Origin of the sequence: Bacillus sp. SIMBA_074 (assembly GCF_046534555.1) — a bacterium.
GTDB lineage: Bacteria > Bacillota > Bacilli > Bacillales > Bacillaceae_G > Bacillus_A > Bacillus_A mycoides.
Genome location: NZ_JAWRYM010000027.1, coordinates 24,531 through 36,993, shown reverse-complemented (window position 1 = coordinate 36,993; position 12,463 = coordinate 24,531). Strand labels below are relative to the sequence as shown.

The following is a 12,463-nucleotide window of genomic DNA, read 5'->3' as shown; positions in this document are numbered from 1 at the left end:
TATGACTGTAATTATTGAATGACTTCTTCTAAATGGTTCTTCAAGTCCTCTAGATAATTCTCAACAGTAGGATTTTTCACCACATCATAACAAGCAAAACTCTTTAACGGACTCATACCAAGAAACTTCTGCACACGATGTAAATGACTAAGTGCTGATTCTAAACTTTCTCCTTCAAAGAACTTCGTCTTATCTCCAAATGCTTTTTCAGGTGCGTTCCAAGTTGTAGAAAACATATACTGCTTCTCTTTTAATAAACCGCCTGTTCCATATTCATCTGCACCTTTAAAGAACAAGCCATATTCATATACTTCATCCATATAAGTTTTAAATAATCCAGGAACACTAAACCAATAAATTGGTGTTTGATAAATTACAACATCAGCCCATAAAAACTTTTCTTGCTCTTCCTTAATACTGTATCCATCTTGAATCGTTGTTGTTTTCACATGATGATTCTCGCTTAATACAGTTACCATATAATCTACTAACGTTCTATTTAATCGTCCTTCTTTCGTACCATATTTTTCATGTCCATTTATAATGAATATATTTTTCATCACTTTTCTCTCCCCTATATGATCTACTCTTCAGCTATTAAACCAAGTTGCTGCTTCAGCGTAAGATTATCTTCTAAATGCCAATCTTCCGTTATCTTGCCATCCTTCACATGTAAAATATCAATTGCAAAAAAATTGATTTTCTTATCATTATGCGTTCCTGTAAAAGAAAGACGGGCTGTTACTTTATCACCAACAACCAATAAATCTTCAATCTCACAATGTATATCAGGAACGACTTTATGAAAATTTTTCGCTGCAAATTTTAATCCTTCAACACCTTGTGGACGGCCTTTTGGCAACGTATTATCAAAGAAATTATCAGTCACAGTCTGCAGAATAAGCTCCTCTTTACCTGTATCCCAAAATTCGTAAAAGCGCTGCGCTGCATGAACCATTTCTGTCGCTTCCTTTTTACTTAGTGAAGAATCAATTGTCATTGCTTTTGGCTTTGGCATTTCTTTTAATAACTGGACTTCAGTTTTTCCCTCCACACCGCATGCTACAAGCACAATACAAATAACAAACAAACTAAGAAATCCAAATAACTTTTTTATCCCCATGGAAATCACCACCTCCTCATATAAATCCTTTCTGTTTCGTATTGCTATTGTATATGCACTAGCTTCCTTTATGGAAGTAGTGATATTTTTTTCATATAGTTACGAAAAAGATAGTTTTGTGATACGATAAGGCAAATTCATTCAAAAAATTTTTATGGAGGCTATTTCCATGAGCAATATAGATCCAGTTGAATTAACGAAAGGTTTACCTGGTATACCTTGTCCTATCGCTAAAACTCTTGACGTAATTAGTACAAAATGGACGTTTTTAATCATTCGTGACCTTCTTATCGAAGGAACTTTACGCTTTAGTGATTTACAAAAATCATTGGATGGGATTAGTCCGAAAACTTTATCGCTTCGCCTAAAAGAATTGGAAACGCAAGGGATTATAACGCGAAAAGTATATCCAGAGGTTCCACCTCGCGTAGAGTACACGTTAACGGATAAAGGAAAGCAATTAGAGGGGATATTCATTGAATTAAAGCGGTTTGGATTAAGTTTATAAACGAAAAGCCCCTTACCATAAAAATAGTAAGAGGCTTTTCGTTATTCACTACATTACTTCGCGAAACTTTCAGCTAACTGTTTCTCTCTCCACATAAATGTAATGCCGAGGCCAACTATTAAAACAACTCCTGAGAAAGCATATGGATAATGAATATTTATATCAAATAATATTCCGCCCATCGCCGGTCCTGCAATATTTCCTAAACTTGTATAAGTTGAGTTCATACCAGCGACAAATCCTTGCTCTTTTCCAGCTGCTTTTGATAAAAACGTCGTTAAAGCTGGACGAAGTAAATCAAATGCTAGGAAAATAAAGCAAGTAACGAGAAGTACACTCCAATAATTAAAGACTACAGTTGAGACGAATGCTAATACTGCACCTACAATTAAACATATTTGAATTAATACTTTCTCACCGAACATGTCAACCAATTTGCCAAACATAAATACTTGCACAACTACCCCAAAGATGGAGCTAATCGTAATAATTGCAGCAATATCTTTCGGTGTGAAACCAAATTTATGATCAGAAAACAGACTAAACACAGTTTCATATGCCGATAATCCGAATGCGAGTACAAATACAATAATAAATGCGATTGCATACATTGGATTTAATGATTTCTTTAAATCCCCGATAAAGCTTGATTCCTTCGTATTAGCAGAAATCTCTGCAATTTGCTCTTTCGTTAACGGTTCTTTTAAAATAAAGATGGAAATCACACATGCTATAAAGGCAATCACTGCTGCCATAAAGAACGGCACACGTATACCGTATTCTGCAATAAACCCGCCGATTCCAGGCCCTATAATAAATCCGGTGCTGATAGCTGCTGAAAGATAGCCCATCGCCTTTGGACGTTCCTGAATAGATGTAATATCCGCAACATATGCCGTAACACCCGGCATAATAAATGCAGCACTAATTCCGCCTAACACCCTCGCTGCATAAAGCATCCACACATCTGTACCTAATCCAAAAAGAAGCTCTGAAACACCAAAAATAAATAATCCAATGATTATCATTTTCTTCCTACCGTAAATGTCGACCCAACGACCCGTAATAGGTGAAGTAATAAGCTGCGCCATTGCAAACACTGCAACGAGATAACCCATCGTCTTTCCTGTTAAATTCATATCATTCATAAAGGACGGCATAACCGGAATGATTAATCCAATCCCTAAAAAAGCGATAAATATATTACTCAAAAGAATGATCAATACCATCTTTTGTTCTTTTATCGGTTTCTTCAATTTTTAACACCTCTTCCCGTAGTTCCTCTCAAAAATAATGCCCAAGAAGCTTTTTCTTTATCCTGCTATTTGTGGGCTCATACTGCGTAAAGATGTCCCCACTCATTAGAATTTCACTCTATCCTTCCACACATACATAAACACAGGGTGAATGACTATCATTCAGTTTCCCGCAGAAATGAACCTACCTTTTCAGACAGGTTCATCTTACTACTTCTTTATCCCGCATTAACGGGCAGTAAGACTCCCACCTCAAAATTCAGCGAATGCGAGGAAGTTAGGTGGGAGATAACTGCCCTTAAATGCCCGATTGGTGAAGGCTAATAAACAGTGGGGATGAACCCTCCCACTGTTTAAAGTTTCACTTTATATGTAGTGCATGTGTTAAAAAATCTAGTACTTCTGCCTTTTGTAGCTCGACTTGCTCATCATCTTTATGATCATATAAATAAACTTGTTCCGCTGCTGATTCAACAAGAGCGATGAATAACTTCGCTGTTCGCTCTGCGTGAACCGAATCACGAATTTCACCTGATTCTTTTGCCTCACTTAAAAAGTCACTTAGCCATATATAAAGAGGCTCATATACAGCTTCCCATTCTTTTATATGTTCAGTTGATGCAAGGCCCGCATACATTAATGCTTGTATTTCACGATATTCAGCTATAAAGGTAAATACTGCATCTATTACTTGCTCAACTTTACTTGAAAAAGGTGAATCGTTCTGTACTTTTTCTTTCACTGCAAGTATCATCTTCTCAACCATCACTTCTGCTATTGCAGGCATAACAGATAACTTAGAAGGAAAATATAAATAGAAAGTTCCTTGTGCAATGCCAGCCAATTTCACGATATCAGAAATCTTCGTTTTTTCAACGCCCTTTTCCTGAAACACTTCAATAGCTGCATAGACAATTTTTTCTTTTTTATTCATCATCTAAACCCTTTCACACGCGTATTGAATGACTGTCACTCATTTTATAAAATAACTAGCTGTACTGTCAATCATCGTGCACTTTTCATAATAAAAATCTCCCAACAAATCGTTAGGAGATTTAACTTTAATATCCTTTTCTTATGAAAGAGCTTTTAACCCCGTAACTCCACATACGATAAGAGCTACACTAATCAAACGTGCCTTACTTTTCGATTCACCAAACAGAAACATATTTAATAAAACAGCTCCTGCTGTTCCAATGCCAATCCAAACCGCATAAGCTACACTTACTTGTAAGAACAAGAAAGATGTGTATAAGAATGCAAAGGAAGTTGCAAATCCACCTATATAAATCGCTCCATTTGCTAACGTCTTATCTTTACTATACATTTTAAGGCCTATCACACCGACTATTTCACTAATTGCAGCACAAAATACGAAAAACCAACCCATTTTTAAGCAGCTCCTTCCATAGTTTCTTCCGCGGTTTCTTCTTTATTATCAGCCAATTTTAAACCGATAACGCCCGCTACGACCATCACGATAAAGAATAGTTTTCCTACACTGAAACTGCCGCCGAAAAGGAATACATCCATTAGGAAAGTACCTACCGTACCAGCTCCGGCAAACACAGCATATACAGTCCCTGTTGCAAGATGTTCGCACGCTTTCGATAGGAAGTAAAAATCAACAGCGATAACTCCTACAATAATGACCCAATGCCACCAAGTATGAGCTGTATTAAAACCAAACACCCAAAAGACTTCAAAAATACATGTTAATATGACATATAACCAAGCTTTATTTTTCATATCTCTCACCTTCTATTATTTACTGACTGACCGTCAGTCATTTTTAATTTAAAAAATATAACCTCACTCTAACTACTATTTAAAAAACCAATATCATCCTCATTTATCCTTATATTTGCTCCGTTATTAAGCTAACTACATATAAAAGTTGCTTATCTACACCCTTTCACAGAAAAAATGACTGAATGTCATTCATAAACATTCTACATGACCAATTGATAAAGTGTCAACACCCGGATTCTATTAACCAAAAAATATTTTAAATTTCTTAAATCCACATGAATATTTCTTAATAATCTGTCAATAATGGTAGTAACATAATATTTTCTCCATTCCCCCCTTGGAGATCCCTTTGAATCGAGCAGTTGCTTTTAGCTAACTGCTCTTTTTTAATTTATCGGCACATTATAATAAAATACTCATAGATAAATTCCAAAACAAAGACCTGTACTCCCTTTTCAACATGCAACAAAGAACGAAATATTTTGTACGCTATTTACTTTTCAACGAGTCTTTGTATGCAATAATTTTATTTTCGAGCATCTTCTCTGTAATTTCTAAGTTTTCTCTTTGAGTTCGAATAGATTTTTTATGATTTTCTAACAGTTTTAAACGAGCTTCGGTTGTATGCTCTCCTTCTAAATATAATCTAGCATATTCTCTTATTTTCGCTATCGGCATTTGTGTTTGTTTTAACTTCATTACAAACTGCAACCACTTTATATGTGACTCTTCATACAATCTATTCCCATTTGCATCGCGATTTGCAATTAATATGTTCTCCTTTTCATAATAACGTAATGTATGTGTGCTCACTCCTAATAATTTAGCTACCTCGCTAATTGTGTACATAACCATACTCCCTCCGCACGCCATTTACTCTCATATATTTTACTGCCTTATCCAAATTATAAAAAACATTTGACTTAGAGTATACTCTAACAAATACAATCTAACCATGATGAATTAATTTGAATTTAGGAGGCTTTTATATGAAATATACTGTTATTACTGGTGCTAGTTCAGGAATTGGCTATGAATCCGCTTTAGCCTTTGCATCTCGCGGAAAAAACTTAATACTTGTAGCTCGAAGACAAGCAGAATTAGAAGAATTAAAATTGAAAATTAACGAAATGCATCCGGAATTGGATGTTGTCATTCGAAGAACTGATTTATCAGTCACTGAAGAAGTTTATAAATTTTATGAAAGTCTACAAAGTTTTCAAATTGAAACGTGGATTAACAACGCAGGTTTTGGTAATTTCGCCTCAATTGCTGAACAAAATTTAAACAAGATAGAAACGATGTTGCATGTAAATATAGAAGCACTAACAATACTATCTTCCCTTTTCGTTCGAGATTATTCAATGACCGAAGGAACACAGCTTATTAACGTTTCATCAGGCGGTGGATACACGATTGTTGCCAATGCTGTTACGTATTGCGCTACGAAATTTTATGTAAGTGCATTTACAGAAGGATTATCTCACGAACTGAAAGAACAAGGTGCAAAACTACAAGCAAAAGTTTTAGCTCCTGGTGCAACTGAAACAGAATTTGCGAAACGTTCATTTAATATTGATGAGTTCCAATACGATAATGTTGTACCGAAATTCCACACTGCAAAACAAATGGCACAATTTATGCTCGACCTTTATGATAGCGATAAAGTTGTAGGACTTGTCGATGGTTCTACTTATAACTATGAGCTTAAAAATCCCATTTTTAATTTTGCAGTAAGACAAACGAATTCAAATTCTTAACAACATCTCATTTCTAATTAAAATATAGATACCCACTATTTCTTAAATAATAGTGGGCCTTTTTTCTCTCTAAAAATTTCACCCAACATACCGTATCATCGCCACTTCATCACAATAATTGACTTTTGGACAATGTCTACAATCAACCCATACTTTCTCTGGCAGCAATTCTTTATTTACAAAATCAAATCCACACTTTTGAAAAAATACTGTTTCATACGTTAAAGAAATCACTCTTTTTACATTTATTTTCGTCGCTTCCTCCATCACATGACTCACGAGCATACGCCCTATCCCTTTTCCTGCATATGTATGCGAAACTACTAACGATCGTACTTCTGCAAGATCCTCTCCTAACACATGTAAACCAGCAACTCCAACGACTTCCTCTCCTTCTTTCATAACATATAAACATTGTAAATATTGATAGAGAGACAAAAGAGAACGCGGCAAAACAACTCCTTCTTTTGCATACATTTCAATGAGATTATAAATTTCTTTCACATCACTTGTAACCGCATTAAAGATTTTCATATTATATCCCCTTGCCCCAGTGTTAATATTTATAACATTATATGAATTTTAATTCATAATTTCATATAATAATACATCTCTCTTTTCTCTCCGTCAATCACTTTTCTGAATTTTATCCCGCATTAACCGGCAGTAAGACTCCCACCTCAAAATTCGGCTGAAGCAAAGAAGGTAGGTGGGAGATCCACTGCCCCTAAACGCCCGATTGGTTCAACTAATAATCAGTGGTGGATGAACAAAACCCCCACTGATTAAAGTTTCACTTTACATAAACAAAAAACCAAGCAACTTAATCGATGCTTGATTCCTCATTTCGTATCGGCAATACCGTCGAATATTTAATTTCACGAAGTGCTAAACTCGTCTGTATACGTGTAATCCCTAATTTATTTAGTTTCCTAATAAAATGCTCCAGTTCCTTACGATCACGATTCGCAACTTTTAATAAATAATCATACTCTCCTGTTAAACAGTGACATTCTAACACTTCAGGCATAGATTCTAATTCTCGTTCTAACACTTCAAGCTTTTCATACTGATGAATATTCGTGCTCATAAAAATGAAACATAATAAATCAAATCCAAGCTTTTCTTGATTTAAAATTGCTACTTGCTTATCAATGAATCCTTCCCCGTCTAATCTTTTTATTCTTGCATGCATAGCAGCTGGTGATAAATTAACGCGGCGTGCTAGTTCTGCATTACTTACTTGTGATTCTTTCTGCAATATATCTAAAATTTTCACATCCAAATCATCAAGCACTTTAATAACAGATGACTCCATCAAAATTCCCCCTTTTTTCTTACCGACGATTATTCGAAGAAACATCTCATAACTTATATAAAACTGAATGTTTTTCTGCAAATAAGATTTCTAACGAAACATTTTATCGAGTTTTTACCATTATACAAAAGAATATATTAGATAATAAAGAAAAATGCTAAAATTATTTACAGTTCATTCTTATTTCAACAAAGGGGTTTTTAGCATGCCTTATTTTTATGTCTTTTTACTATTATTAACAAGCTTATTATGGGGAGGAAATTTCGTCGTTGGGAAATCACTCGTCGATCATGCATCTCCGATGACACTGACAAGTTTAAGATGGCTAATTGCGATCATTTGTTTATTACCAATGGTATGGTTTAAAGAGAAGAAAATCATTCCACCACGCTCTGCAATACTTCCGTTAATACTTATGGGAATTTCAGGAGTCGTTCTTTTTAACATTTTTCAATTTTTAGCACTAGAAAAAACATCCGCAACGAATGTAGGTCTTATTTCTACATTGAACGCTATTTCAATTGCATTATTTTCTGTGCTATTTCTAAAAGAAAAAGTAAATACACTTCAAATTCTTTCTATGATTCTTTCATTTTTCGGGGTTATGCTCGTCCTTTTAAAAGGAAATTTTGCTCTTTTATTTTCACTACATTTTAATAGCGGAGATTTATGGATGATTGCGGCTGTTTGTATTTGGGGAATCTATTCTGTTTGTAGTAAATGGGCTACAAAAACAACTACACCACTCATGGCAACATTATATTCTGGTATTTTCGGCGTTATTTTATTACTACCATTTAACATAGGAAGCTTCACTGTTTCCAATATTAATTCTTCTTTCATTACATCACTTTTATATACAGGACTCATTTCAACGGTACTTTGTATGGTGTTTTGGAATATTGGTGTACAGAAATTAGGCGCTACTACATCGGGGATTTTTCTAAATTTCAATCCAATTTTCACAGCTATTTTAGCATTTATTTTCCTTGGAGAAGAACTAACATGGATTCAAATTTTCGGGACAATTATCGTCGTTACAGGGTGCTATTTATTCTCTCATTTTAAAACTGTTTTTCCTCAGACGACTAGAGCTTTAGTACGAAAGCATTCTTAATGAAAAAGCATCGCCACCAGAGTGGCGATGTTTTTATTTACCTTTCATTTCTTTCACATACTGCTTTTCTTCTTCTGGCGATAAACGTTCTGTTGCCTTTCCGGTATCACCACCTTGAATTTCCCACAAAAAGTTATGATCCTCAACCGTTTGTGAAAAGTCTCCTTTCTCCCAACGCTCCAAAGTAGAAAGTAGCTTTGCTTTATATTTAAAATTTGTACTGCTTTCTACTGCGTTCTTCGCACTACGAATTTCCTTATTTGTCATTTCGATAAATCCCCATTTATCAGATGATTTCACTTTTTGATGTACCATCCTATGCATTGTAGAAATAATTTCATCTTCACTAAATTGTGGCTTCTCTTCCGCAACTTTCTTGTCCTGTTGGCTCATCACTTTTTGTGTTTTAAGACTCTTCTCCTCTTCCTCTATATAATTAAGAAGTTTAGTAACACCGAATACAGCTCCTATCGCAATTACAATCATTGTAATTGCCCCTATTATCCATTTTTTCATATTATGTACTCCCCATTCCCCCTAATAATTACATAAACAAATGGAATCGCCTGCACATAGTCGATTCCATTTGTTTCCTTATTTTATTTTAAGCCTTCATCGCTTCTCGTACAATGTAACTGTCCACATATTGCTTAAATTTCACGATTTTTCCATTTTCAAGCTGCCATACATGAACAAATTCCGCCTCAAATGATTTTCCCGTCTCTTTATAAACTCCTGAATAAACACCTTCAGCAATAATCACATCTTTTCCGTTTACTTCATGGTACGTCTTTACACTCGCTTTATAATCATCCCATTCTGATCCTAAACGACTAAATACATTTTCCATTATAGCTTCTGTACCTATATACGTTCCGCCGTACGGAAAACCTGCTGCCTCTGTCCACTCTACTTTTTCAGAGAGAGCTTCCGCTAAATGTTTTGCATTTGAAGAAGATGGTCCTTCATATGTGCTTCGAACAATTTCTAAATTTGTTTTTTGCTTCATTATTTTTTCACCCCAAACGCGTTTGCGGCTAAAACAAGTCCAATTTCTAACGCTTTAACGCGCGGGAATCGTTCCTTTATTGCCGTTTGAATTTCTTCACTTGAAGGATTTCCTGCAAGAACTTCATCAAATGCAACTAAATATTTACGAGTATGTTTAATCGCGTCTGCTGTATTTGGTACGTCATAATCACGATGACCCGCTACAACAATTTCAGGATGAAGATTTTCAAGTTCACTTAATGTTTCTAACCATTTATGACGAGCTTCAGCATCTGTTTCTAACGTCCATACGAAAGTATTGTTATAAACGATATCGCCTGTAACAACGGCTTTTAATGATGGAATCCATACATAACTATTATTCGGTGTATCACCTTGCAAACCACCTTTAATGATTAAATCATTTCCCTCTAAAATCAATTTCTCTTCTGTTAATTCCTCTGGAACAATTGGTTGATGAGGAACATTATGCCCAATAGATGGTTTCCACTGTTCCACTTTCTTCTCAAATGTGTTACGAATATCTTCAACAGTATTCCGTAATGCAACAATCTTCGCTTCTGGAAATGCTTCATGTAATACATTTAATCCAAAATAGTGATCTGGATGGAAATGAGTCACATAAATATGAGTTAAATTCTTTCCTGTTTCAATAATTTGAGCTGCTAAACGGTGCGCATCACTTAATAAAAATTGTGCATCGATAAGAATTGCATCTTTTTCTCCGTATACAATTGTGGATGTAACTTGAAATGCTTGCTCAGATCCTGTAAAAACCTCTAAATGTAATTTTGACATGTTATTTCCTCCACTTTTTATTTACTCTTTTATATTCCTTTATTCTTTAAGCTTTATTCTAGTTGTAACTATTTTAGTTACAACTAGAATAAAAAAATATATGAATCATTTCATTACTAATCGACTTGATGTAATCATTATAGTTACATCAAGTCGTCAAGTCAACACTTTAAAAGTGAAATTTACTTCGTTTTCATTACTTTCTCTTTTAAGAAACGATCTACATATCCTTCTGCTTTTACAACGAATAAATACGCACCCATTGATAATAATGCAAGATCTAATTCATATCCCGGATTCTTTCCATCTCCTAATAAGCCTGCTGCTCCATTTACCTTTACGATAGCTCCAGCCAAAATAAGAGCGAATAACAATCCTACATACCTCACGCCTAAACCGATAATTAATAATATACCACCTACTAATTCAACTGTTGCTACGCCGTATGCAAGACCACCTGGTAAACCGATGCTTGTAAACCATCCTGCTACGTTATCGATACCTGATTGAAACTTTGCTAAACCGTGTGCAAAAAAAGTAACTCCTAATACGATACGAATAATTAAATTACCAATATATTGATTCATTCTGAACTCTCCTTTTCTGTTTTGTTATGGTGAACATTTATTCACAAGACAAAACAATACGGTATTTCTTTTCATTCGTCAAATACTTTTTTAAAGAAACCAAAAAACATTATCCTTTTTGCAGATAATGTTTTTTATAAAATAGTGCTAATTCAAGCTTTCGCTCTATTACTTAGAAAAAAGTTGAAAATTTTTCCCAGCACCTATATAAGACAATAAAGACACATCTTCTTTCATCACCATTCCAACAACATTCACTTTCCTATCTTCAGGTAAATCATTTATAACTATTTGCATTTCACCAGCATATCTACCGTACAATTCATTATCAATTGTAATACTGCCTCGTTTTCTTGAAATTGTATTTATCGGTTGTAATGCAACTTTATTTTCTTCTCTTGATTCTACAGAGCGAATTACGTCACGAGCCGGATCAAGCCGGTTCGTATGCACTCGTTCTATCAGTTGCACTGTGTCGCTATCATTTATAAACGATTGATACCGCACCGGAATAATCCCACCACTCGCACTCGAGATTTCTTGTACACTTTCTAGGCTCCCACTTATGTCTCCAATTAACACTTTATCAATGTCACACTCTTGAACAAGTTCTAAATACGCTTCAAGTGGCCGCATATAGCGGTGCTTTTCTAAAGTTGGTAAACCCTCATATAACGGACCGCGTTTTTCACCATCTCCCGGAATAAACGCCATCGTTTTTATTCCGCACTCATGTAAATATTTATTTTGTTTTTGCAAGAATGATTTGGCTAGTCCTGTTTCTGGACGCGGATAAAAATTATGCCACGCTTCTACTCGATCTATTCGTATATTTTCCGCAAGTAACTCTTTCCAAAATGATTCTGTAATCGTACTCGCATTTAAAGCTACCTTCATCTTATGAGATACACGTGCGATTTCTTTTGGCGTAATACCGTAATCCATTCGTAAACCAGTAATGCCAAAGTCTAATAACTCTTCCACATTTTCATACGTCATCCCTAAATGGTTTAACGATTTTGGAGAGACATCAACCATTAATTCCATTTCATTTTCGAGAGCTTGTTTCCCAAGTATTTGAATTAACTCCTTATACGTATTCGGATCATCTTCTGGAATGTGAAGAGATGTAAAAATAGATGAAAATCCGTTTTCTTTCGCTAGTTTTAACCATGCTTCTTGTTTCTCTACTCGCTCTTTTGAAAGATAAATTGAAACTCCTATCATATAAAT

The 12,463-nt window shown here is 34.9% G+C and carries 17 protein-coding genes; 3 read left to right on the top strand and 14 right to left on the bottom strand.

The window, feature by feature from the left end:
• Positions 1–11 precede the first annotated feature (11 nt).
• Both SB773_RS22905 and SB773_RS22900 read right to left on the bottom strand, forming a co-directional pair.
• On the bottom strand, positions 12–560 hold the full coding sequence (locus SB773_RS22905) for an NAD(P)H-dependent oxidoreductase (protein ID WP_410592342.1): 549 nt from the start codon (positions 558–560) through the stop codon (positions 12–14).
• Positions 561–583: 23 nt separating this feature from the next.
• A complete protein-coding gene (locus SB773_RS22900; protein WP_410592340.1) occupies positions 584–1,123 on the bottom strand; it encodes an ester cyclase in 540 nt (179 codons plus the stop codon).
• A gap of 169 nt (positions 1,124–1,292) precedes the next feature.
• Here SB773_RS22900 and SB773_RS22895 point away from each other — a divergent pair, with 169 nt between their 5' ends.
• Positions 1,293–1,631 (top strand): winged helix-turn-helix transcriptional regulator, encoded by a 339-nt coding sequence (locus tag SB773_RS22895; protein WP_410592338.1) that lies wholly within the window; start codon positions 1,293–1,295, stop codon positions 1,629–1,631.
• 53 nt (positions 1,632–1,684) lie between these two features.
• Here SB773_RS22895 and SB773_RS22890 read toward each other — a convergent pair whose 3' ends face one another.
• From SB773_RS22890 to SB773_RS22870, 5 genes are all read right to left on the bottom strand, one after another.
• Positions 1,685–2,887: an MFS transporter gene (locus tag SB773_RS22890; protein ID WP_410592336.1), complete on the bottom strand. Its 1,203-nt coding sequence runs from the start codon at positions 2,885–2,887 to the stop codon at positions 1,685–1,687.
• A 361-nt stretch (positions 2,888–3,248) separates the two neighbouring features.
• The gene (locus tag SB773_RS22885; RefSeq protein WP_002029987.1) at positions 3,249–3,824 is read right to left on the bottom strand and encodes a TetR/AcrR family transcriptional regulator; all 576 of its coding nucleotides are present in this window, start codon (positions 3,822–3,824) and stop codon (positions 3,249–3,251) included.
• Between the two features lie 138 nt (positions 3,825–3,962).
• Positions 3,963–4,277 carry a DMT family transporter gene (locus tag SB773_RS22880; protein WP_000539672.1) on the bottom strand — a complete coding sequence of 105 codons (315 nt, stop codon included), beginning with the start codon at positions 4,275–4,277 and terminating at the stop codon, positions 3,963–3,965.
• Positions 4,278–4,279: 2 nt separating this feature from the next.
• Positions 4,280–4,636 carry a DMT family transporter gene (locus SB773_RS22875; protein ID WP_002010813.1) on the bottom strand — a complete coding sequence of 119 codons (357 nt, stop codon included), beginning with the start codon at positions 4,634–4,636 and terminating at the stop codon, positions 4,280–4,282.
• Positions 4,637–5,128: 492 nt separating this feature from the next.
• Positions 5,129–5,488 carry a MerR family transcriptional regulator gene (locus SB773_RS22870; protein WP_410592332.1) on the bottom strand — a complete coding sequence of 120 codons (360 nt, stop codon included), beginning with the start codon at positions 5,486–5,488 and terminating at the stop codon, positions 5,129–5,131.
• Between the two features lie 140 nt (positions 5,489–5,628).
• On the opposite strand from SB773_RS22870, the gene SB773_RS22865 reads away from it, so the two are divergent.
• Complete coding sequence (locus SB773_RS22865; protein ID WP_002186662.1) at positions 5,629–6,399, top strand: SDR family NAD(P)-dependent oxidoreductase; 771 nt, start codon at positions 5,629–5,631, stop codon at positions 6,397–6,399.
• A 78-nt stretch (positions 6,400–6,477) separates the two neighbouring features.
• Here SB773_RS22865 and SB773_RS22860 read toward each other — a convergent pair whose 3' ends face one another.
• A complete protein-coding gene (locus SB773_RS22860; protein ID WP_002166324.1) occupies positions 6,478–6,933 on the bottom strand; it encodes an N-acetyltransferase in 456 nt (151 codons plus the stop codon).
• Positions 6,934–7,222: 289 nt separating this feature from the next.
• Entirely contained in the window at positions 7,223–7,717 is a 495-nt protein-coding gene (locus tag SB773_RS22855; protein ID WP_002029975.1) for an Lrp/AsnC family transcriptional regulator, read from the bottom strand.
• Positions 7,718–7,922: 205 nt separating this feature from the next.
• On the opposite strand from SB773_RS22855, the gene SB773_RS22850 reads away from it, so the two are divergent.
• Complete coding sequence (locus tag SB773_RS22850; protein ID WP_410592328.1) at positions 7,923–8,834, top strand: DMT family transporter; 912 nt, start codon at positions 7,923–7,925, stop codon at positions 8,832–8,834.
• A 33-nt stretch (positions 8,835–8,867) separates the two neighbouring features.
• On the opposite strand, the gene SB773_RS22845 is transcribed toward SB773_RS22850, so the two are convergent.
• From SB773_RS22845 to SB773_RS22825, 5 genes are all read right to left on the bottom strand, one after another.
• On the bottom strand, positions 8,868–9,350 hold the full coding sequence (locus SB773_RS22845) for a PRK06770 family protein (RefSeq protein WP_002125464.1): 483 nt from the start codon (positions 9,348–9,350) through the stop codon (positions 8,868–8,870).
• A gap of 88 nt (positions 9,351–9,438) precedes the next feature.
• Complete coding sequence (locus tag SB773_RS22840; protein ID WP_410592323.1) at positions 9,439–9,843, bottom strand: nuclear transport factor 2 family protein; 405 nt, start codon at positions 9,841–9,843, stop codon at positions 9,439–9,441.
• Positions 9,843–10,643 carry an MBL fold metallo-hydrolase gene (locus SB773_RS22835; RefSeq protein WP_410592321.1) on the bottom strand — a complete coding sequence of 267 codons (801 nt, stop codon included), beginning with the start codon at positions 10,641–10,643 and terminating at the stop codon, positions 9,843–9,845. Before SB773_RS22835 ends, SB773_RS22840 begins: the two co-directional genes overlap by 1 nt.
• Positions 10,644–10,825: 182 nt before the next feature.
• Positions 10,826–11,230, bottom strand: coding sequence for a DoxX family protein (locus tag SB773_RS22830; protein ID WP_001077751.1), 405 nt, complete (start codon positions 11,228–11,230; stop codon positions 10,826–10,828).
• A 168-nt stretch (positions 11,231–11,398) separates the two neighbouring features.
• Positions 11,399–12,457 (bottom strand): DUF871 domain-containing protein, encoded by a 1,059-nt coding sequence (locus tag SB773_RS22825; protein WP_410592319.1) that lies wholly within the window; start codon positions 12,455–12,457, stop codon positions 11,399–11,401.
• Positions 12,458–12,463: the final 6 nt, after the last annotated feature.

What these genes read in the sequence shown, in the direction of transcription:
- SB773_RS22905 (WP_410592342.1), bottom strand. Translation starts at nt 560, where the DNA reads ATGAAAAATATATTCATTATAAATGGACATGAAAAATATGGTACGAAA.
- SB773_RS22900 (WP_410592340.1), bottom strand. Translation starts at nt 1,123, where the DNA reads ATGGGGATAAAAAAGTTATTTGGATTTCTTAGTTTGTTTGTTATTTGT.
- SB773_RS22895 (WP_410592338.1), top strand. Translation starts at nt 1,293, where the DNA reads ATGAGCAATATAGATCCAGTTGAATTAACGAAAGGTTTACCTGGTATA.
- SB773_RS22885 (WP_002029987.1), bottom strand. Translation starts at nt 3,824, where the DNA reads ATGATGAATAAAAAAGAAAAAATTGTCTATGCAGCTATTGAAGTGTTT.
- SB773_RS22880 (WP_000539672.1), bottom strand. Translation starts at nt 4,277, where the DNA reads ATGGGTTGGTTTTTCGTATTTTGTGCTGCAATTAGTGAAATAGTCGGT.
- SB773_RS22875 (WP_002010813.1), bottom strand. Translation starts at nt 4,636, where the DNA reads ATGAAAAATAAAGCTTGGTTATATGTCATATTAACATGTATTTTTGAA.
- SB773_RS22870 (WP_410592332.1), bottom strand. Translation starts at nt 5,488, where the DNA reads ATGTACACAATTAGCGAGGTAGCTAAATTATTAGGAGTGAGCACACAT.
- SB773_RS22865 (WP_002186662.1), top strand. Translation starts at nt 5,629, where the DNA reads ATGAAATATACTGTTATTACTGGTGCTAGTTCAGGAATTGGCTATGAA.
- SB773_RS22860 (WP_002166324.1), bottom strand. Translation starts at nt 6,933, where the DNA reads ATGAAAATCTTTAATGCGGTTACAAGTGATGTGAAAGAAATTTATAAT.
- SB773_RS22855 (WP_002029975.1), bottom strand. Translation starts at nt 7,717, where the DNA reads ATGGAGTCATCTGTTATTAAAGTGCTTGATGATTTGGATGTGAAAATT.
- SB773_RS22850 (WP_410592328.1), top strand. Translation starts at nt 7,923, where the DNA reads ATGCCTTATTTTTATGTCTTTTTACTATTATTAACAAGCTTATTATGG.
- SB773_RS22845 (WP_002125464.1), bottom strand. Translation starts at nt 9,350, where the DNA reads ATGAAAAAATGGATAATAGGGGCAATTACAATGATTGTAATTGCGATA.
- SB773_RS22840 (WP_410592323.1), bottom strand. Translation starts at nt 9,843, where the DNA reads ATGAAGCAAAAAACAAATTTAGAAATTGTTCGAAGCACATATGAAGGA.
- SB773_RS22835 (WP_410592321.1), bottom strand. Translation starts at nt 10,643, where the DNA reads ATGTCAAAATTACATTTAGAGGTTTTTACAGGATCTGAGCAAGCATTT.
- SB773_RS22830 (WP_001077751.1), bottom strand. Translation starts at nt 11,230, where the DNA reads ATGAATCAATATATTGGTAATTTAATTATTCGTATCGTATTAGGAGTT.
- SB773_RS22825 (WP_410592319.1), bottom strand. Translation starts at nt 12,457, where the DNA reads ATGATAGGAGTTTCAATTTATCTTTCAAAAGAGCGAGTAGAGAAACAA.